The sequence below is a fragment of the Planococcus sp. APC 3900 genome, from assembly GCF_030407735.1.
Taxonomy (GTDB): domain Bacteria; phylum Bacillota; class Bacilli; order Bacillales_A; family Planococcaceae; genus Planococcus; species Planococcus notacanthi.
The window spans coordinates 65348-86316 of sequence record NZ_JASDCT010000009.1; the positions used below are offsets into that span (position 1 = coordinate 65348).

Annotated in this window: 21 protein-coding genes, 1 riboswitch and 1 other annotated feature; of the genes, 9 read left to right on the plus strand and 12 right to left on the minus strand. The window is 44.7% G+C overall.

Annotated elements, in window-relative coordinates:
- From QMA04_RS16200 to pepV, 4 genes are all read right to left on the minus strand, one after another.
- Positions 1–924 carry a diacylglycerol/lipid kinase family protein gene (locus tag QMA04_RS16200; protein WP_290187007.1) on the minus strand — a complete coding sequence of 308 codons (924 nt, stop codon included), beginning with the start codon at positions 922–924 and terminating at the stop codon, positions 1–3.
- 28 nt (positions 925–952) lie between these two features.
- Positions 953–1486, minus strand: coding sequence for an RNA 2',3'-cyclic phosphodiesterase (gene thpR, locus QMA04_RS16205; RefSeq protein WP_290187009.1), 534 nt, complete (start codon positions 1484–1486; stop codon positions 953–955).
- Between the two features lie 91 nt (positions 1487–1577).
- The gene (gene dat / locus QMA04_RS16210) at positions 1578–2426 is read right to left on the minus strand and encodes a D-amino-acid transaminase (protein ID WP_191716685.1); all 849 of its coding nucleotides are present in this window, start codon (positions 2424–2426) and stop codon (positions 1578–1580) included.
- 17 nt (positions 2427–2443) lie between these two features.
- Positions 2444–3817, minus strand: coding sequence for a dipeptidase PepV (gene pepV / locus QMA04_RS16215; RefSeq protein WP_290187012.1), 1374 nt, complete (start codon positions 3815–3817; stop codon positions 2444–2446).
- A 303-nt stretch (positions 3818–4120) separates the two neighbouring features.
- On the opposite strand from pepV, the gene QMA04_RS16220 reads away from it, so the two are divergent.
- Entirely contained in the window at positions 4121–4342 is a 222-nt protein-coding gene (locus QMA04_RS16220) for a DeoR family transcriptional regulator (RefSeq protein WP_142829443.1), read from the plus strand.
- 40 nt (positions 4343–4382) lie between these two features.
- Here QMA04_RS16220 and QMA04_RS16225 read toward each other — a convergent pair whose 3' ends face one another.
- Both QMA04_RS16225 and QMA04_RS16230 read right to left on the minus strand, forming a co-directional pair.
- Positions 4383–5096: a pseudouridine synthase gene (locus tag QMA04_RS16225; protein ID WP_203341223.1), complete on the minus strand. Its 714-nt coding sequence runs from the start codon at positions 5094–5096 to the stop codon at positions 4383–4385.
- A 10-nt stretch (positions 5097–5106) separates the two neighbouring features.
- Positions 5107–6711: a putative polysaccharide biosynthesis protein gene (locus QMA04_RS16230; protein ID WP_290187015.1), complete on the minus strand. Its 1605-nt coding sequence runs from the start codon at positions 6709–6711 to the stop codon at positions 5107–5109.
- A gap of 128 nt (positions 6712–6839) precedes the next feature.
- On the opposite strand from QMA04_RS16230, the gene QMA04_RS16235 reads away from it, so the two are divergent.
- On the plus strand, positions 6840–8123 hold the full coding sequence (locus QMA04_RS16235; protein WP_191716681.1) for a BaiN/RdsA family NAD(P)/FAD-dependent oxidoreductase: 1284 nt from the start codon (positions 6840–6842) through the stop codon (positions 8121–8123).
- A 407-nt stretch (positions 8124–8530) separates the two neighbouring features.
- Here QMA04_RS16235 and leuS read toward each other — a convergent pair whose 3' ends face one another.
- From leuS to QMA04_RS16250, 3 genes are all read right to left on the minus strand, one after another.
- Positions 8531–10942, minus strand: a complete 2412-nt coding sequence (gene leuS, locus QMA04_RS16240) for a leucine--tRNA ligase (RefSeq protein WP_290187018.1) — start codon at positions 10940–10942, stop codon at positions 8531–8533.
- Positions 10943–10985: 43 nt separating this feature from the next.
- Positions 10986–11192, minus strand: a binding site (T-box leader).
- A 44-nt stretch (positions 11193–11236) separates the two neighbouring features.
- Positions 11237–11890, minus strand: coding sequence for a 3-oxoacid CoA-transferase subunit B (locus tag QMA04_RS16245; protein WP_191716679.1), 654 nt, complete (start codon positions 11888–11890; stop codon positions 11237–11239).
- Positions 11891–11908: 18 nt separating this feature from the next.
- Positions 11909–12601: a CoA transferase subunit A gene (locus QMA04_RS16250; RefSeq protein ID WP_203341227.1), complete on the minus strand. Its 693-nt coding sequence runs from the start codon at positions 12599–12601 to the stop codon at positions 11909–11911.
- 143 nt (positions 12602–12744) lie between these two features.
- On the opposite strand from QMA04_RS16250, the gene mnmL reads away from it, so the two are divergent.
- Complete coding sequence (gene mnmL / locus QMA04_RS16255) at positions 12745–13731, plus strand: tRNA modification radical SAM protein MnmL/YtqA (protein WP_191716755.1); 987 nt, start codon at positions 12745–12747, stop codon at positions 13729–13731.
- Positions 13728–14291, plus strand: a complete 564-nt coding sequence (gene mnmM / locus QMA04_RS16260; protein ID WP_191716677.1) for a tRNA 5-(aminomethyl)-2-thiouridylate-methyltransferase MnmM — start codon at positions 13728–13730, stop codon at positions 14289–14291. The genes mnmL and mnmM overlap by 4 nt, the downstream gene beginning before the upstream one ends.
- Positions 14292–14362: 71 nt before the next feature.
- Here the strand turns inward: mnmM and QMA04_RS16265 are convergent, their stop codons facing one another.
- Positions 14363–15163: a hypothetical protein gene (locus tag QMA04_RS16265; protein WP_290187023.1), complete on the minus strand. Its 801-nt coding sequence runs from the start codon at positions 15161–15163 to the stop codon at positions 14363–14365.
- Between the two features lie 374 nt (positions 15164–15537).
- Complete coding sequence (gene sstT / locus QMA04_RS16270; RefSeq protein WP_290187025.1) at positions 15538–16809, minus strand: serine/threonine transporter SstT; 1272 nt, start codon at positions 16807–16809, stop codon at positions 15538–15540.
- A 310-nt stretch (positions 16810–17119) separates the two neighbouring features.
- On the opposite strand from sstT, the gene QMA04_RS16275 reads away from it, so the two are divergent.
- The 5 genes from QMA04_RS16275 (at position 17120) to QMA04_RS16295 (ending at position 19640) form a co-directional block, all read left to right on the plus strand.
- Complete coding sequence (locus QMA04_RS16275) at positions 17120–17572, plus strand: MarR family winged helix-turn-helix transcriptional regulator (protein ID WP_290187027.1); 453 nt, start codon at positions 17120–17122, stop codon at positions 17570–17572.
- Positions 17573–17598: 26 nt separating this feature from the next.
- A complete protein-coding gene (gene paiA, locus QMA04_RS16280) occupies positions 17599–18117 on the plus strand; it encodes a spermidine/spermine N(1)-acetyltransferase (RefSeq protein ID WP_290187029.1) in 519 nt (172 codons plus the stop codon).
- A gap of 24 nt (positions 18118–18141) precedes the next feature.
- Positions 18142–18759 (plus strand): FMN-binding negative transcriptional regulator, encoded by a 618-nt coding sequence (locus tag QMA04_RS16285; protein WP_290187074.1) that lies wholly within the window; start codon positions 18142–18144, stop codon positions 18757–18759.
- Positions 18760–18823: 64 nt separating this feature from the next.
- Positions 18824–18921, plus strand: a riboswitch (guanidine-I (ykkC/yxkD leader).
- A 63-nt stretch (positions 18922–18984) separates the two neighbouring features.
- The gene (locus QMA04_RS16290; RefSeq protein WP_290187031.1) at positions 18985–19326 is read left to right on the plus strand and encodes a DMT family transporter; all 342 of its coding nucleotides are present in this window, start codon (positions 18985–18987) and stop codon (positions 19324–19326) included.
- Positions 19326–19640: a DMT family transporter gene (locus QMA04_RS16295; RefSeq protein ID WP_290187033.1), complete on the plus strand. Its 315-nt coding sequence runs from the start codon at positions 19326–19328 to the stop codon at positions 19638–19640. Before QMA04_RS16290 ends, QMA04_RS16295 begins: the two co-directional genes overlap by 1 nt.
- Before the next feature lie 133 nt (positions 19641–19773).
- Here the strand turns inward: QMA04_RS16295 and QMA04_RS16300 are convergent, their stop codons facing one another.
- Complete coding sequence (locus QMA04_RS16300) at positions 19774–20754, minus strand: quinone oxidoreductase family protein (RefSeq protein ID WP_290187035.1); 981 nt, start codon at positions 20752–20754, stop codon at positions 19774–19776.
- Between the last annotated feature and the right edge of the window lie 215 nt (positions 20755–20969).

Sequence of the window (20969 nt, forward strand, 5' to 3'; positions counted from 1 at the left end):
TCATCCTCTTTCTTTTCCAATATTTATTGAGTTCCATTTTTTGTGGCTGACTGCATAAACGACCATTTCGTTTGGAGAACTTATACCGGCATCGTCACCATCCACATGGCGGCAAACCGGTTTATCCGTCGAGAGCCGGAATTCCCGGCTGCTCATTTGGCTGACCTCTTTGAAACGTGTATGTGCTCCGCTGAATACCGTACCAAAAACCAGCAGGAGTTTCAAACGCGAAATGTGATGGACGACCGTCAGCTCAAGCAATCCGTCATCTGTTTTTGAGGACGGTGATATTTTCATGCCTCCGCCAAAGTACGGCTGATTGCTGACCGTCGCCAGCCAGACATCTTCGTAGACTGTTAAATCTCCATCCGTCTCCACTAATAAAGTAAATTTCTCAAACGTCAAAAAAGTCCTGATGACGTACAAAAAATAAACCAGCTTTCCAAGGCCAAGCTGATTGAGCTTTTGCTTAATGGCTGAAAGGTTCACAGCGATGGTGATTTGCGCATCAAAACCGATTCCAGTACTGCTGACGAACTGGGATTCGGCCCTATCTGTAAACTCACCAAGATCTTCCCGCCGAAAAAAAGGCCGTTCAAGAAATCGCTCGATGGCCTGTGCATCCTTAAAACTTCCATATGCTCTGGCAAAGTCGTTGCCAGAACCAGCCGCTACAGAGCCGACAATGATTCCTTTTGCACCGGCAGCTCCAACTATAATTTCTCTGAGCGTGCCGTCTCCGCCAAAACCAATCAATAAGACATTTTGCTGGTGCCGGTAGCCGGCTGCTAGTTCAACTGCATGCCCGGGAAATTGCGTAACAATATGCTCATAAGGAAACCGGATGGTCTTTTCAAATCGGTGCCATTTTTTCAGTGCTCTGCCATTTCCCGCGAGGGGATTGATGATAAATACTGTTTTCATATACACTCGCCTTTAGACATATTAGGAACTAAATCCCGAGAGGGTAGTTAGCGATTTTCTGGTACCGTGTTTTTTCTTTTGGCGCTATTCGGAATAGCGAGAACTCCGCCACCTCAAATTCCAACAGGCTGACTGACAAATGAAGATCCACCGGTTCCCCGCCAGCCCACTTATTCGCCAACGTAATGTGCGGCACAAATCTTTTCTGATCGGTTCCGAGCTGCAATGGCTCCAACAATTCTGCAATAGCACGCTGCAGCTTTTCCAGTTCAGCACTTTTTTTCAGTGCGGCATAAATTACCCTGGGTGTTTCGGGATTGCCGAAAGTCTGGATGCCCTCAATCATTAACCGAAACGGCGATCCTTGTATTCCGGCTAACTGCTCTGCAACCTGCTTGATTTTATCTTCTTTGTCTTCGCCTATAAACAGAAGCGTCATATGCATATCTTCTGGAGGCGTCAGTCTTTTATGGGTTTGCAGCTGCCAGCTGTCGCGTTCTTTGCCCAATGTTTCTGCGATATTTTGCGGAATTTTAATTCCAATAAAATAATGTGGTTTCATTGTCATCACCTGGCTTCAGTTTACCATGCAAACAGACACAAAAAAATAGTGATCGGCTAGAGCCAATCACTTTTCTTTTAAAATGCTATTATTATAATTTGATTCCCACTTGAATACGTGCTTCAAATGCTTTCTGAAGCTTACGCGTCAATTCTCCCGGCGTTCCATCGCCGATCTGCTGATCACCAATCTTGACGATCGGCATCACTTCAGTGGTCGTCGATGACATGAAGAATTCATCCATTTTGAGTGCTTGCGTTTTTGTAAATGCCGTTTCCTCTACAGGAATTTCCAGCTCTTTGCACAACTCGAGAATTACTCTTCTTGTAATACCGTTCAATATGAGGTTATTGGCAGGATGTGTATAAAGAGTCCCATTTTTAAATCCATACATATTTGATGAACAGCCTTCCGTCACCGTTTCACCGCGGTGCAGAATGGCCTCAAAAAATCCTTCTTCGTAGGCTTCTTGTTTTGCCAACACATTGCCCAGCAAGTTTAGGCTCTTAATGTCACACCGCAACCAACGGATATCCTCGATGAATTTAGCGGTTACTCCTGATTCCAGACTCGCTACCGGACGTTCAACGGTCTTTGTATTGCCAGTTATGACCGGTGTAGCACCCGTCGGGAACTGGTGCTGACGTTCTGCAGCTCCGCGCGTGATCTGGACATATACCTGGCCATTGTCAATATTGTTCATTTCAACAAAATCGTACATCATTTTATGAAATACATCTTTTGTGTAAGGAATGACGATTTTGATCTTATCGGCGCTTTCATAAAAACGATCAATATGTTCTTTCGCTGTAAACAGGTTTCCGTCATATACACGGATCACTTCATAAATTCCGTCTCCAAATTGATAGCCGCGGTCTTCCTTTGAAATCACCAAATCTTCTTCGCGAATAAACTCTCCATTATGCAAAATCAAATCCATATCCATTCCCTCTTCCCTCATTTTTTACATGCTAATTGATAAATTGCTTCTGCATAAATCGCAGTCGCTTTTATTAAATTGTCGATATCGACAAATTCATCCGCTTGATGGGCAAGGTCCGGTTCTCCCGGAAACAGCATGCCAAAAGCTACACCTTTATCCAGCACACGTGCATAAGTGCCTCCGCCAATGGCAATTAATTCGGCGGTTTCGCCGGTCTGCTTTTCATACGCATTTTGCAGCGTCTTGATGAGTGGATCATTTTCTTCCACATAATGAGGTGGAGAATTGGACACCACTTCCAGTACAAAATCTTCTAATTGGTAGGCAGCCATCTTTTCTGCAAACGGATAACTGACAGAGTACCGCATGCTGACATTGATCGTCGCCGTTTTCGATTTTTCAAAACGGATGATGCCCGCATTGAATGTTGTGTCACCGGATTGCTCATCCGAAAAATCAAGACCCAGCTTGCGCCCTCGTGAATCCTGATAAAATGTGTCCGCAACAAAAGCCACGAATTTCTGGCCATCGCCTTCCAACCGATCCTTTAAAAACAAAGCAAGCAGGATTCCGGCATTGATGCCATCCTCCGGCTCCATGGCATGCGCTGATTTGCCTTTCACGGTCAATTCGGTTGAGCCGTTATGCTGTTCCACCACACCTGTCACTTGATGCTTGGCACAAAACGCCCTAAACTCCTCTTGCCATTCAGCCAATTGCCCGTTTAAAATAGCGGTTGCCTTGTCCGGCACCATATTTGTCCGATGTCCGGCAATGAACGATTCCAGAATCGCGTCTTCGTGCATCGAAAATGTGGAGAAGACCAAGCTGGCAATACCTTTTTCCGCATTGATGATCGGAAAATCCGCATCGGGGGCAAAAGCCATAGCTGGCATTTCCTCTGTTTCGAAATAACGTTCGACACACCGGAATCCACTCTCTTCATCCGTTCCGATGATCAAGCGAATGCGCTTATTGAATTCCACGCCGGCATCTTTCAGCATATTCAACGCAGTCCAAGCGGCGATTGTCGGCCCTTTGTCATCGATGGCTCCCCGGCCATAAAGCCGACCATCATGGATTTCTCCGCCGAACGGATCTTTGGTCCATCCTTCGCCTGCCGGAACCACATCCACATGCCCTAAAATCCCAAGCAATTCTTCTCCTTGGCCAATTTCAAGATGCCCTGCCATGTCGGCCACATTTTTTACTGAATAGCCATGTTGTCTACCTTTTTCCAAAAACCAGTCCAAAGCCTGCTTAACATCTTTTCCAAAAGGAGCTGTTGGCGTTGTTTCGTCACTTAGTACACTGGGAATCGCCACGAGCTCCTGCAATTCACTCAGCGTGGTATCTTTTCTTTTTTTAGCTTCTAGCAGCCAATCCATGTTTCACACTCCTTTTTGTTATGGCTATTGTACACCTTTTTTCACTTAATTAAAGAATTTGTATGGAATTTGCACAAAAAATTCTGTCTTTCCAATGTTATATTTGTGTAAAAATAAAGGAAAATCCTAGAATTCGAAATGTTTTTCCGCTATAATCAAATTGTCAGATTAGTTAGATTGACACATCTTTTTAGGAAAAGGGGCTGTCTTTGGCATCTATCTTAAACCTGCTGTATAAACCTCAGGATATCGTCCGCTAGTCTTTGCCAATGGGAAAAAAGATGAAGGAGTGGTTCTATCATTATGAAACCTACGACCGACCGCATGCTCATTCGAATTAAAGATATGTATAAGTACATTCTCGAAAACGGGACTGTAACGACGCAAGATCTTGTCGACGAATTCGGCATCACTCCTCGCACCATTCAAAGAGATTTGAATGTGTTAGCCTTTAACGACTTGGTGACAAGCCCAACTCGAGGCAAATGGACAACGACGCAACGGAAAGTGAAGATGACGTCCTGAAAAGATTTCCTAAACAAAGAAAATGACCGCAGCTATGCGGTCATTTTCTTTGTTTTAAACTGTTTACTTCCTCTTCCGTCAAATGGCGGTATTCACCGAGCCCGAGCTCCGGGTCCAAAGTTAACGGTCCCATCGACAGACGCTTCAAGTAAACTACCCGTTTACCGACACTTTCGAACATCCGCTTGACCTGATGAAACTTGCCTTCAGTAATGGTCAATTCAATTTTAGAAAGAGGTCCGCTTTCAAGGATGTTCAGGCTGGCAGGCTTTGTCACATACCCATCATCCAACGCTACACCTTTCTTGAATGCTTCTTTATCCGCTTCCGTAACCAACCCTTCAATCAATGCATAATAGGTTTTATCCACATGCTTTTTAGGCGACAGCAGTTCATGCGCCAATTTGCCGTCATTGGTCAACAACAGAAATCCTTCGGTGTCCTTGTCCAGCCGCCCGACCGGAAACGGTTCGAAATGCTGCTCTTCTTCATCCAGTAAATCAATGACCGTTTGGTCGTACTTGTCTTCTGTCGCCGATATCACATCCTGCGGCTTGTTCATCAACAAATAGATGAATTCCGTATAGGCGACTGCTTCTCCGCCAACCAGCACTTGGTCGGCATGTTCATCCACATGAACTTTCGGATCGCGGACAATTTCGCCGTTTACTTCCACTGCTTTTGTTTTAAGCAGGACTTTGACTTCTTTTCTTGAGCCGAAGCCCATGTTTGAAAGAAATTTATCTATACGCATAGTGTCACTCCTAAAAACCGAGCTTCCGGGAAATTTTCGTTATTTTCGAGCCCAACAGTTTTTGTGCCAAACCGGTCTTCAGGCCAAGATAGCCGTATACGACTGCCCCGACTCCACCAATTAGGACGATCCGTATCATAGATAAGAATTTATTGTCCATTCCCAAGAATAGATCCAGCCCTGACATTGCCAGATAAACCGCTCCGGCCATGATCAAGTTCAAAATAACGATCAGGATGACACGTCTTCCCACCATCTGCGAACGATAGTTCATGGTTTTGACGATGACCAGCATATTCATGCCGATAGCAACTAGATAACCGATGATGGTTGCTGCAATCGCGCCGTCCGTTTCAAAACGCTCGATCAGCGGTGTATTCAGGATTGCTTTCAGCAGCAAACCGGTAGACAAGTTGATGATGATCCATTTTTGTTTGTTGATTCCTTGCAGAATTGACGCCGTTACCGGGAAAGCTGAAAACAGAATCGCTACCGGCAAGTAATGCGCCAAAATTTCCGAACCAACATCGCTGACTTCATAAAAGACATGATACAGTTCGTCTGACAACATCGTCATCCCGATTACGGCAGGCAATGTCAGGAACAGCAAGACCTGTATGGACTGATCCAAAGTCCGTGATACCTGAAGATGCTCATTGCGGGTGAAATGCTTGGTGATCAACGGAATCAAGGCCATGGAAAACCCTGTGGCCAGCATGACTGGAATCATAACGAGCTTATGCGCCGTCAAGTTCAAAATTCCAAGCAAATCGATTTCAGAGACATTGCCTCCCGAACTCATGGCCCGGTTAAATGTCATTAGATCGACAAATTGAAACAAAGGATTGGCGATGCCAAGGAAAATGACCGGAATCGCATAAATTACAATTTCCTTGTACATATCACGCAGTTTAACATCGTAAGACTCAACTGAATTGGCCAGCAGACGGTTGTATTCCGGTTTTTTCTTTTTCCAGAAATAACCCAACGTGACAATTCCGCCAAGTGCTCCGACAGCTGCAGATAATACAGCAAATTGAATCGCTGTTTTTGGAGTGCCATCGAAAATATAGATAACGGCAAAAGCGCCGCCCAGCAAGAAAATAATGCGGACAATCTGTTCAACCAACTGGGATACTGCGGTTGGCATCATGTAGTTATAGCCCTGGAAAAACCCTCTCCAAAGACTCATAAATGGAACAACGATCAATGCAAAGCTGACCCAGCGAATCGCTTCGGTGACATCCCCAACTGAATAAATCAGTTCGTCTTCAGAAATTGTAATGCGGGCAAGCGGTTCCGCAAACAAATAAAGCAAGAGGAAAGAAATAAAGCCAGTGACCATCATCGTCAGCAACCCGGACTTCAATAATCTCCTCCCTGTCTCGTAATCTCCAAGGGAATTGTATTTGGCTGTGAATTTCGAGAAAGCGATCGGGGCGCCTGAAATGGCCAGCGCCAGCATCAGGTTATACGGTATGTATGCGTATTGATAAAGACCGATATTGTCTTCTCCCACCATGCTGTAAAACGGGATGATATAAATAACGCCCAGGATTTTCGACAAAAATAAACCCAAAGTTAAGATGGCTGTACCTTTAATTAATGATGACATTTTGCACTTCCTGACTTGTTCATGATAAAAGCAATCTACACGATAGTTTACACCTATAAAAGAAATTACTCAACGAGTTTCGCATCATCGTGTATACTGAGAGAAAAACGAAAGCGAGTTCTTATTTTATGTATGACGTTATAATCATCGGTGGGGGTCCCTCCGGTTTAATGGCTTCAATTGCCGCAGCTTCTAGAAACCAAAAGGTTTTGTTGATCGAAAAAGGAAAAAAGTTAGGAAAAAAATTAATTATTTCGGGCGGCGGCCGCTGCAACGTGACCAACCGCTTGCCTCTTGACGAAATTGTGAAACATATTCCAGGAAATGGACGCTTTCTCCACAGTCCGTTTTCCGTCTTCAATAACGAAGACATCATCTCCTTCTTTGAAGGACTTGGCGTCGCTTTAAAAGAAGAAGACCACGGCCGGATGTTCCCGGTCTCCAACCGGGCACAGGACGTGGCAGATGCCATGTTCAAGGAAATGGACCGGCTGAATGTCACCGTGCTCCTCGATTCGCCAGTCAAGAAATTATTGATGACTGACGAAAAAGTAACCGGCGTCCGCCTTCATACCGGCGAAGAGTATACGGCCAAAGCCATCGTCGTGGCGGTCGGCGGCAAAGCCGTGCCGCAAACCGGTTCTACTGGAGACGGGTACCCATGGGCCGAAAAAGCCGGGCATACCGTCACCGACCTTTATCCGACCGAGGTTCCTTTGCTGTCGAAAGAACCGTTTATTGTCAGCAAGGAACTTCAAGGCCTCGCACTGCGTGATGCTGCCGTAACCGTCTTGAACAAAAAAGGCAAAGTCCTCGTGACCCATCAGATGGATATGCTGTTTACCCATTTCGGATTGAGCGGACCTGCCGTTTTGCGCTGCAGCCAGTATGTCGTCAAGGAAATGAAGAAAAACGGTGGCCAGCCTGTGGAAATGCGCATCAATTCTATGCCCGATGAAAATGCAGAGTCCGCATTTCAGCTGCTCTTTAAGATGATGAAAGAAGATCCCAAAAAATCGGTTAAAAACGTTTGGAAAAGTCTAGCACAGGAACGTTGGCTGCTGTTCCTTCTTGCGCGTGCAGATATCGACCCCCAATTGACCGGCGCGGAACTTGCCAGCGAAAAAGTGCGTGCATTCGCTCAGCAATTGACTGCTTTCAGCATGTTTGTAAATGGCACTCAGCCGATTGAGAAAGCCTTTGTTACCGGAGGCGGCGTATCCATCAAGGAAATCGAACCGAAAACGATGGCGTCCAAAAAGAAACCAGGCTTGTATTTCTGCGGTGAAATTTTGGATATCCACGGCTATACCGGCGGTTACAACATTACCTCTGCACTCGTGACGGGCAATGTCGCCGGCCAAAGTGCAGCGCGTTTTGTGCAGGAAAGCCAGGTAGAAAGCGGGGCTTGAAATTAATGGACAGCTTTACCGAATACACGTTGCTGTTAGTCTATTTTCTGCCATTGCTTATTATTTTCGGCGCTTTGCTGATCGGGCGCGCTTTTGATAAGAATAAGAAAAAGTGAACGATTCCATAGTTTTGCTGCAAAGATAAGGACCAAAACGATACTTTTCTATCTAAACAATAGAGAGGCAGACCGGAATTTTCCGGCCTGCCTCTCTTTTTTGCTATTGCACTGTGCCTATCCGAGAACTTCTATCTTTTCAAGTACCCGGAAGACTCCGCTTTTCTTCTGTCCAGACTCCGTCTCCCAGCCCCTCGGATCTTAAGTCTGCCTGGCTGTGCGGCAAAAAGCGCCGCTTCGCCAGTCCGCCTTAAGTCTTTCGGGGCTACCGGAAGACTCCGCTTTTCTTCATTACCCTACTACGATGTTAACCAATTTCCCTGGAATGACGATAACTTTTCGTACTTGTTTGCCTTCGGCTGCTTTTTGGACATGTTCGTCCGCCAGTGCTGCCGTCTCCAGTTCTTCTTTTGTGCTGTCTTTGGCAATTGTCAACTTGGTTTTTACTTTGCCGTTGACTTGTACCACGACTTCAACTTCATCATCGACCATTTTCGACTCGTCGTAGTGCGGCCAATTTTCGTAAGCCACAGAACCCTCGTGCCCCAATTTCTCCCACAGTTCTTCTGCTACGTGAGGTGCAATCGGCGACAACAGTTTGACAAAGCCTTCCACGTACTCTTTTGGAATGGAATCCACTTTATAGCCTTCATTGACGAAGACCATCATTTGTGAAATCGCTGTGTTGAAACGCAGGCCTTCAAAGTCGTCTGTCACTTTTTTGACGGTCTGGTGATAAACCTTGTCCAGCTTGCCGTCGTTCGCATCGGTGACTTTAGCACTCAATTGCTCTTCGTCCATCAACAGGCGCCATACGCGGTCCAGGAACCTGCGGGAACCATCCAAACCGTTCGTTGACCAGGCAATCGAAGCTTCTAGTGGACCCATGAACATTTCGTACATGCGCAATGTATCTGCACCATGGCTTTCGATAATCTGATCCGGATTGACGACATTGCCTTTTGATTTCGACATTTTCTCATTGCCTTCCCCAAGAATCATCCCTTGGTTGAACAGCTTCTGGAATGGCTCTTTCGTCGAGACCACACCGATGTCATAAAGTACTTTATGCCAGAAACGGGCATACAATAAATGAAGCACAGCGTGTTCAGCTCCACCGATATAAACATCAACCGGCAACCAGCGTTTCAGAAGTTCCGGATCTGCCAGCATTTCATCATTGGTCGGATCGATAAAGCGCAAGTAATACCAGCAGCTGCCCGCCCATTGTGGCATCGTATTTGTTTCACGGCGCCCTTTCATGCCAGTTTCAGGATGAACGATATTGACCCATTCATCGATATTGGCAAGAGGTGATTCGCCAGTGCCGCTCGGCTTGATATCTGTTGTTACCGGAAGCATCAATGGCAAGTCTTTTTCTTCAACCGGTGTCATTGTGCCATCTTCCCAGTGGATAATCGGAATCGGCTCGCCCCAATAACGCTGTCTGCTGAATAGCCAATCACGCAGACGGTAAGTGATTTTCTTTTCACCGACTTGTTTTTCGACCAACCAGTTGATGGCTTTTTCAATTGCTTCTTTTTTATTAAGGCCATTCAAGAAATCAGAATTGATCAATTCACCGTCGCCGGCATACGCTTCTTCATCGATGTTACCGCCTGAAACGACTTCCACAATCGGCAAATCGAATTGCTTAGCAAATTCATAATCGCGCTCATCATGAGCAGGTACCGCCATAATAGCGCCTGTCCCATAAGTCGCCAATACATAATCGGCAATCCAGATCGGCATTTTTTCGCCGCTGACCGGATTGGTTGCATAAGCACCCGTGAAGACGCCTGATTTATCTTTAGCCAAATCGGTGCGCTCCAAGTCACTTTTCGTCTTGACGTCATCGATGTATTTTTCGACAGCCTGTTGTTGGCCGGCAGTTGTAATGGCTGCCACCAATTTATGTTCAGGAGCCAGTACCGCATAAGTCGCGCCGAAAATCGTATCCGGGCGTGTTGTGAAAGCACGGAAAGAATGTTCGGTGTCTGCCACCTGGAATTCCAGTTCCGCCCCTTCAGATTTGCCGATCCAGTTGCGCTGCATATCTTTCAGGCTTTCAGGCCAGTCCAAATCATTCAGATCTTCAAGCAAACGATCTGCATATTCCGTAATGCGCAACACCCATTGGCGCATCGGACGGCGTTCGACGGGATGGCCGCCACGCTCTGATTTGCCGTCGATAACTTCTTCGTTGGCCAAAACCGTGCCAAGTGCCGGGCACCAGTTAACTGCCACTTCGTCTACATAAGCAAGGCCTTTATTATACAATTGGATGAAAATCCATTGTGTCCATTTATAGTAGGAAGGATCCGTCGTATTGATTTCACGGTCCCAATCATAGGAAAATCCAAGTTCCTGAATCTGGCGCTTGAAAGTTGCGATGTTTTTCGCTGTGAATTCGGCCGGATCGTTGCCAGTATCGAGTGCATACTGTTCTGCTGGAAGACCGAATGCATCCCATCCCATAGGATGAAGAACGTTATAGCCCTGCATGCGTTTGACGCGGCTCAAAATATCCGTCGCCGTGTACCCCTCTGGATGGCCAACATGAAGTCCAGCACCTGATGGATATGGGAACATATCCAATGCGTAAAATTTCGGTTTCGATGGGTCATCCACCATCTTGAATGTTTTGTTGTCTTGCCAATATTTCTGCCATTTCTTTTCTACTATCTTATGCTTGAATGTCATTTTCCTGTTCCTCCTCAAAAATAAAAACTCCCGTCCCTCATAAATAAGGGACGGGAGTTTTCCCGCGGTACCACCCAAATTAGCGAACGCTCGCTCAACTTGACTCCTTAACGCGGAAAACGGTGTATCTTACTTGGTTTCACATACACTGACTCCAAGGTGAGTTCGATTGCGCATTTCACCGGCTTGCACCACCCGCCGGCTCTCTGTGGAAAACACACAATGTACTGGTCCTCTTCGCTGTCATTGGCTATTGTCTTCATTTTAGACGAACGGCCGTTTTTTGGCAATAGCCTATGAGACTTTAACGTTATCGGTGTTCAGCGGTGCATCTGTAGAGTCGATGATATCCTGGACCGAAAAGCCCTCAAATACCTCAGACAGGACCAGTCCAGCGTCCGTCACTTCGATAACTGCACGTTCTGTAATGATTTTGTCGACCACGGCTTTGCCGGTCAACGGCAAATCGCATTGCTTTTTGATTTTGGCAGAGCCATCTTTTGACACGTGGTCCATGATGACGATGACTTTTTTGGCACCATGGACAAGATCCATTGCACCGCCCATGCCTTTGATCATTTTGCCGGGAATCATCCAGTTGGCTAAGTCGCCGTTCTCAGCTACTTCCATGCCGCCGAGAATCGCCACATCAATATGTCCGCCACGGATCATCGCAAAGGATTCCGCACTTGTAAAGAATGCGGATCCAGGTATTGTGGTCACTGTTTCTTTTCCGGCGTTGATCAAATCAGGGTCGACCTGATCTTCGGTCGGATAAGGTCCGATCCCCAGAAGTCCGTTTTCAGACTGAAGCACCACGCTTTTGTTTTCGGAAATGAAATTGGCCACCAACGTGGGCATACCGATTCCCAGGTTGACGTAATCACCGTCTTTAATTTCTTTTTCGGCCCGTTTTGCAATTCGTTCTCTGACTGCTTGTTTATCCACGTTTTTCCCCACCCTTCCCTAAACAGTGCGTGTTGTTAAGCGCTCAATGCGTTTTTCCTGGTCCGCCTGCAGCAAACCTTGGACATAGATGCTCGGGGTTTGCACATGGTTCGGATCAATTTCTCCGATTTCCACGATTTCTTCGACTTCCGCGATGGTTATTTTCCCAGCGGCTGCAGCGAGCGGGTTAAAGTTCTGTGCTGTCTTGTTGTACACCAGGTTCCCCATTTTATCGGCACGGTGAGCCCGAACCAATGAAAAGTCAGCCCTCAAAGCATGTTCGAGCACATATTCCTTACCGCCAAACTCGCGGATTTCCTTGCCGTCCGCAACCGTTGTCCCGACGCCAGCCGGTGTAAAGAATGCGGGAATGCCTGCTCCGCCTGCCCTCATTTTCTCAGCAAGCGTTCCTTGCGGCGTTAACTCCACTTCAATTTCACCAGACAGTACTTGCCGCTCGAATTCTTTGTTTTCCCCTACATACGAACCGATCATTTTTTTGATCTGCTTGTTTTTCAATAATAATCCAAGACCCCACTCATCCACTCCGCAATTATTGGAAATGACGGTCAGATCAGTTACCCCTTTATCAACAAGAGCCAGTATGAGCTGTTCAGGTATTCCCACTAAGCCAAATCCGCCTACCATAATTGTGGCTCCGTCCTGAATCTGTTCAATGGCTTCTTTCGCAGAACTGTAAATCGGTTTCATCCCATCGTGCCCCCTTTGCCAATAAACTGAATATTATTAATTAAAACGCTTTCATTCTAATTTAAACAAACTATTGCTGGAAACGCAATATGAACAAAATTAGCCAACCTCCTTTGCTGGTGATTGTTTGCCATTTCCAAGACATGCTACAATATCAGGTAGAGGAGTTGTTTAGAGTGAACACAGAATTTCCTTTTTCATCTGATGGAAAACGCTACTATACATGGAACCGCCACCTGCGCGACCATTTTGGCTTTAAAGTTATGAAAATCGCCTTGGATGCAGGCTTTGATTGTCCGAACCGTGACGGCACAGTGGCCCACGGCGGCTGCACATTCTGCAGTGTGGCAGGATCCGGTGATTTCGCGGGTGACCGTGTAGATCCCATCCCTGTGCAGTTCGACAAAATCAAAGCAAAAATGCACCGCAAATGGAAAGACGCTAAATACATGGCTTATTTTCAGGCCTATACCAATACACATGCTCCTTTGCCTGTCATCAAAGAAAAATTTGAAGCAGCACTGGAACAGGAGAATGTCATCGGCTTAAGCATCGCAACACGCCCCGATTGCCTGCCGGACGATGTGGTCGATTATTTGGCTGAGTTGAATGGCCGTACCTACTTGTGGGTGGAACTCGGGCTTCAGACCGTACACGAAAGGACAGCCTTATTGGTCAACCGTGCACATGATTTCGAGGCTTATGTTGAAGGTGTTACGAAACTGCGCAAACGAGGCATTCGCGTTTGCACCCATATCATCAATGGCTTGCCACTGGAAGACCGCGATATGATGATGGAGACTGCCCGTGAAGTTGCCAAGCTTGATGTACAAGGCATCAAAATTCACTTGCTTCATTTATTGAAAGGGACACCGATGGTAAAGCAATACGAAAAAGGCATGGTCGAGTTCTTGGAAAAACAGGAATACATCAATTTGGTCGCTGATCAGCTGGAAGTGCTGCCGCCTGAGATGGTCGTTCAGCGCATCACCGGGGACGGCCCCATTGACTTGATGATCGGACCGATGTGGAGTGCAAACAAATGGGAAGTGCTGAATGGCATTGATGGAGAATTAGAACGGCGCGGAAGCTGGCAAGGGAAATTGGCCGAGGGAAGTGTGGCGTTATGACGTTGGAACGTGTGTTGCCTTTTACAAAATCCTTGCTTGAAGAAGCTGTCTCTCCCGGAGACTGTGTCATAGACGGCACGGCAGGCAATGGGCATGATACCCTTTTTCTTGCCGAGTTGACCGGACCTTCCGGTAAAGTCTTCGCGTTTGATATCCAACAAGAAGCAATCAAAGCGACAAGCGAGAAAGTTCGCGGCTACCAGCATGTAGAGCTTGTTCATGACAGCCATGCAAAAATCCAAGAGTATGTTAAAGAATCGGTATCCGCAGCTGTTTTTAACTTAGGGTATTTGCCGAAAGGCGACCATAGCATCATCACGAAAGCCCAAAGCACATTGACTGCCCTCCAGCAATGTTTGGATTTGCTGAAGGCAAATGGTTTATTGTTGGTTGTTGTATACAGCGGACACGAAGGCGGCAGCGACGAACGCGATGCCGTGATGGAATTCGTTTCAACTTTGCCGCAAAAGTCTTTCGATGTGTTGAAATATGAATTCATCAATCAAAAGCATTCTCCTCCTTTCCTATTGGCGGTCGAGAAAAAGAAACATAAAAATTAGAAGATGCCGAAAAGGACATTTGTTCTTTTCGGCATCTTCTAGTTTAACGTCGAATTCTCATCTAAACCTGTTTAAAAACCATTTTCATAACTCGTCAATTCAGAGGCCGCCAATCTGGCATAGGCCTCAGATTCTATTGCGGCTTCCACCGACTCATTCACCAATGCAACCCACGATTGTTTCGTCTCCAATGCTTCCAGGAATGCGGAGGCTGCTTCCATCCGATAAAGTATTGCTCCTTCAAGGTATAATTTATAGTCATGCAAATGCTGAGCATATTCCGTGGAATTCTTAAATTCCATATAGCTGATTTGATTCAATAAGGTTTCATACTTCCGTTGGATGCTGCTCAGGTGTTCAGATAAAACTCCTTCCTCAAAATCCTCAGATCCTGCAAGGATTTTTCCCCAATGCTTTTGCCAGATTGTATTGAATTTCTCGTTCACATCGTTGATTTCCAACCACGCATAGTCGTGTGAATAATTTTGTTTTTCCAAAACTGCATGAGTCATATGCGGTTCTTTAAAATCATCCGACGGTACACGAATTTCAGCAGCTTCTTTCACTTCCAGAAGGACCATTTCCCATTGCTCTTCCTGTAAACGACCCAAAAAATATTGAAAAACTTCAGCATCTGAAACTTCTGTAGTTTGCAATCCAATCTCCATCCCACTGACAGCATCTTCTTCTACCGCCCCTATTGCTTGAGTAATTTCCTGCTCATTCCTTCCCTTCTCCAGCTCCTTTTTTTCTTCCGCAGAAGGAAAAGGCGAAGTCTGTTCGTCAGCTTCAACACAGCCGCTCAAAAGGATAAATGCCATCAAAAAATTACCCGCCAAAAAGACAGGGCCGTCATGGCTTTGTCTGATCATGAAACAAACCTTCCTCCATAGGTTGTTATTGATACTGTTCCACAAACTGATCAGCGCAAAATAATTCAAGGGCTAAAGGAGTTCCTACATCTGTTCTCCGGCTTAACTTACCCATTATGTATGAATTTTTTTATTACAAATATCATTTTTTTAACAAATTAACACACATTACATTAATACCATCTTTTCCCTGTTTTCAAACCTTGGTGATAAAGTTTCTTAGATCTGCCTCTGGAACAAAATAGTAAGCTGCATGATTCCGAAAAACGGGATCATACAGCTTACTGTTTTATAAATCGGCTTATTCCATCTTATTGGTTCAATTAAATTTTATGCGACAACTTACGCTCACTTGATTCGAAAAATCAATTAACTCAGTTTTTCACTAGATCTTCAGAAGGTTTTTTGATAGCAAAAGCTTCTTTGAAGTTTACTTTCTCTCCTTCTTTTAGACGCTTCTTGTATTCAGCTGTTGCTGTAAAAAGAACATCCGTTGAAGAGTTAAGCGATGTTTCAAAAGAATCCTGCAATACACCAATGACAAACCCAACGCCAACTACTTGCATCGCTACATCTGCAGGGATTCCAAACAAGCCGCAAGCCAAAGGAATAAGCAATAGGGAACCGCCAGCCACACCAGAAGCACCACATGCACATACAGCTGCTAAGACGCTAAGAATAATCGCAGTTGGAATATCGACTTGTATGCCGAGCGTATGGACTGCAGCAAGTGTCAATACAGAAATTGTAACAGCTGCACCGGCCATATTAACCGTTGCTCCTAGAGGAATTGAAACAGAATAAGTGTCTTTATCCAACCCCAGCTTTTCACATAAAGTCATATTTACTGGAATATTCGCTGCAGAACTACGTGTAAAGAATGCCGTAATACCACTTTCTCGTAAACATTTAAATACAAGTGGATATGGGTTCTGGCGTATGTTTATAAATACGATTAGCGGATTAACTACAAGAGCCACAAACAGCATACAGCCGATTAACAGTCCAAGGAGCTTTCCATAGCTCAGCAATGACTCAAGTCCATTTGTCGTAATCGACTCAATCACTAAGCCCATGATGCCGAGTGGCGCTAACTTGATTATCCAGCCAACCATCTTGATAATTGCATCAGAAAAATTGGTAATAAGTAATTTCGTAGAATCTGGTGCTGTTCTCAATGCGACTCCAAGAACAATCGCCCAAGCTAAAATGCCGATGTAGTTTGCATTGTATAGGGCACTGACTGGATTATCGACGACATTCAACAATAAAGTTTTAATTACTTCAATTGCATTCCCCGGAGCCGCTAAATCTTCTGCTCCCTGAGTAAGTGCAATACTTACAGGAAAAATGAAACTGGCGATCACAGCTATCAATCCTGCAAAAAACGTACCTAACAGGTAAAGGAAGATGATAGATTTCATATTTGTCTGTTGGCCACTTCTATGCTGAGCGATTGACGCCATGACAAGAAACAAGACCAGTATAGGAGCAACTGCTTTTAATGCGCCTACAAATAGCGTGCCAAAAATAGTTAAGGATTTGGCTACGTCAGGAATCAAAACAGCTAAAACCACCCCAAAAATCAACCCAATTAATATTTGTTTCACTAAGCTTATCTGATTCCACATTTTGAACACTTTCATACATTATTCCCCCTGTTAATTTCCATTAAAACTGCAACATAATCCATCCTTACGATCCATCTTGTGTAGTACGCAACCTCCTATATTACTGCAAACTGTTCAAGCTAATCCTATTCTATACAAAGTAAAGCACGAATTAAACAAATTTTTTATAAAATCAATAATTTGTACAATAATTTTTAGCAATTTGTCTGCCGTCACTTTCTATCAGGAAAGACAAAAGCTATCTTTTTGTTGCAAATGCAACTATGAACTGTTATATTCAATTTCAAACACTTGCTAAACTGCTATTCAAATGAGGAGATTTTTTATGAAAGAGATTCTACGTGAAATTGGCATGATCGCCAGAGCCTTGGACTCCATAAGCAATATTGAATTTAAAGAGTTCGATTTGACCAAAGGACAGTATTTGTATGTCATACGCATTTGCGAACATCCAGGAATCATTCAAGCACAATTATTGGAGATGATTAAAGTCGATAAATCAACTGCAGCCCGCGCACTCCAAAAACTTGAAAAAAATGGATTTATCGAAAAAAAAGACAATCCAGCTAACAAAAAAAATAAAAATCTCTTTCCAACAGATAAAGCGCGAGCCGTCTACCCTTTCATCAGAAAGGAGAACGATCATTCCGATCAAGTTGCATTGTCCGGTTTCTCTGAAGAAGAAGCAGAAACTGCTTTTGGTCTTCTGCAGCGCATCCGGAAAAATGTCGAAAAGGATTGGGAATCTGTTAAAAAAGGCAAGAAGCGAAACTATTGACCACTTAAAGGAGTGATGATCCATATATGGCTACAATGTTAACAGCGTGTACACTTAACGAGATACACGAACTTCAAGCTATCAGCATTATTACATTCACTGAAACATTCAAGGACCAGAATTCACCTGAACACCTCCAGGCTTATTTAGACAAAGCTTATGACTTGGACAAACTGGAAAAAGAATTAACCACCCCTTTTTCCCACTTCTACTTAATGTATGTTGACCAACAAGTGGCAGGATACCTGAAACTCAATACGGATGCTGCACAGACAGAACCGATGGGGTCTGACTCATTGGAAGTCGAGCGGATTTATATAAAGAAAGCCTTTCAAAGACATGGGTTGGGGAAACAGCTGTTGAACAAAGCCTTCGAAATGGCAGCTGAACAAGACAAAAAAAGGATCTGGCTCGGTGTTTGGGAAGAAAATGCAAACGCCATTGCGTTTTATCGAAAAAAAGGATTTGTGCAAACAGGATCCCATTCTTTCTATATGGGCGATGACGAACAAGTCGATTTGATCATGGTTAAAACACTCCACTAACACTTGTCAGAAAGGCGGAACATGATGTATATTCCAAAGTATTTTAAAGTCAGTGAGTTTGAGGAAATTCGGGAGTTTGTTCACCAAAATTCTTTCGGAACACTTGTCACCACGAAAAAAGGCAAGCCCATTGCGACACATCTGCCTTTACAGTTAATAAAAGAAGAGGAAGGATACTGTATTACCGGACATATGGCTTATGGCAATCCCCAGTGGCGGACATTCGAAACAGATGAAGATGTATTGGTCATGTTTCAAGGACCGCACGCTTACATATCGTCTTCCTGGTATGAACAGGAAAATGTCTCGACCTGGAATTATCAGGCTGTCCACATTTATGGAACTGCGCAAATCTTAACCGAAGAAGAATTGAAACAGGATCTGACTCGTTTAATGGAAAAGTACGAAAGCCACCGTGCCAATCCAGTTCTTTGGGATACCCTCTCCCGTGAGCTATTGGAGAGAGAATTGAAAGGCATAGTTGGTTTCAAGATTCCGTTGAGAGAAGTTCAAGCCGCCTATAAAATGAGCCAGAACCGAAACAAAACCGATTACCAAAACATCATTAGCCGCCTGCAGGAAGAAAAAGATCCGAATGCACAAAAAATAGCGGATAAGATGAGTGAAAGGCAAATTGATTAATTATAAGCACCCATTAATTGAAGGATTGCGTTGAAGCGTGTACAATACGGGTTAATTGTATAATTGAAATGTTTTCTAGGGTTCCGCAGCAAACAAGCTGGTCTGGTCCGAGAGAAAACTCACAGCTCTGCTGTGTCACGGAAGGACAAAAGCCTGGGAGAAACTGTATTTACAGTTCTCTCAGGCTTTTTTTATTCCCATAATTCAACGAAGGAGGAAGATAGAATGAATTCGAATTGGTTAAAAGTTGTATTAGCGGCAGTTTTTGAAGTGGTATGGGTTATCGGATTAAAACACGCAGACGGTTTTTGGGATTGGGCAGTCACGGTCATCGCGATTGTCATCAGTTTTACTGTCATGATCATGGCAGGAAGAAAGTTACCGGTGGGGACCGTCTATGCAGTCTTCGTCGGTTTAGGAACAGCGGGGACGATGCTTTCCGAAATCATTTTTTTCAATGAACCGTTCAATGCTCCAAAACTATTACTGGTCGGAGTTTTGCTGGCAGGCGTCATCGGGCTGAAACTGGTCACGCCAGACCCTGTTTCTGAAGGAGGAGAAGCGTAATGGCATGGACAGCATTGGTTTTGGCGGGGATATTCGAAATGATGGGGGTTGCGATGATAAATAAATTGCACCAGGACCGCAATTGGCAGTCTCTAGTATTGTTGATTGCCGGTTTTGGGGCGAGCTTTGTATTTTTGTCTTATGCAATGGAAACCCTGGCCATGGGAACTGCATATGCCATTTGGACAGGAATCGGCGCTTCAGGCGGAGCCATTCTCGGCATGCTATTTTACAATGAATCCGCAGATTGGAAGCGAATTTTCTTTATTGCGATGGTTTTAGGGGCGGCAGTAGGCTTGAAATTGGTTTCTTGAAATTGGTCTCCGGCAACTTAATTGAATAGACAGGAAATTGAAAAGCGAAGAAACTAAAACTACGTTTCTTCGCTTTTTTATGCTGCATGTACAAGCTTTCTCCTTTGCCTGGAAAGCATTTTAAGAATCTGTTTCACTCTATTTCCAATACCAGTTTCCCTAAATAATGTTGCTGTAAAGCCACGTGAGCAGCAGAAGCTTGTTCTAAAGTAAAAACTTTGTCCACATGCGCTTTTACGTTTCCATTCTTCACATAATGAACAAACCTGCTGATTATATCCGCATCTGGGTCTCCATTATAGGCAATTGTCTTAAAATCTTTACTTTCCGGCAATGGAAAAACTCCGTTTGGATACGCTATCCGCCCATTTTTTTTCATGGATTGCATGACCGATTTCGCCGCTTCTCCTCCCGCAGTCAATAAAGCGGCATCAAATCCTTCGGGTTCTGCTGCTTTTGCCGCAGCCAATAAGTTCTCTGCATAGCCATCGGCGACATTCTTTACACCCAGGTTGTGGACCATCCCGACTCCATCTGCTCCTGAGGCAATGGCAAAAACCCGGGCACCAATTTTTTTGGCGAGTTGGACCGCTATATGGCCAACTCCTCCACTGGCACCTAAAATGACGACGGAATCACCTTTTTGCAGCTGAAGCACATCATCCAACCCGCGCAATGCCGTTATCCCCACTCCTAAAATCCCGCCCGCTTCTTGCGCATTTAGAGACGTTGGAACAAGCGTTACATATTTCCGGTCGACTGTTGCATACTCTGCATAGAAGCCGCCTTTCGGATTCAGAAAACCTGCGGCCATCACCTTATCCCCTATTTCAAATTCATTTACATTTTCGCCTTTTGAAATAATGGTTCCGGAACCTTCAGAGCCCAGCACATAAGGAAACTCCACTTCCATCTTCAGCATCTCCGCATAACCGCCTTGCCTTTCAAAAAGATCCCATTGCCCGATTCCTGCAAATTCCACTTTCATCACTATCTCATCCTTGCCAACATCCGGTACCGGGATAAACTCAGTCGCCAACTGGTTTTCATTTCCGAACGCATGCAATACAGCAGCTTTCATGAAACCAGCAGGAGCAATTGAATTGCTGTCCATCTTACTTCCTCCTTTCATGTGTTTAATGCTTAATTCGAGTTAAGCACATCAGGATCGCTATTTCCAATAAGGCAAATTGAAGCTACACACTTAATTATTGGCAATGATAAATTCTAGTTTTTCTGGCTGCTGGAAGTCCTCATTCACTTTGATTACCATGTCTAAATAAAAACTGAACGGGTAGTAGGATAAGGACATCAATTTAAAGGAGGAGG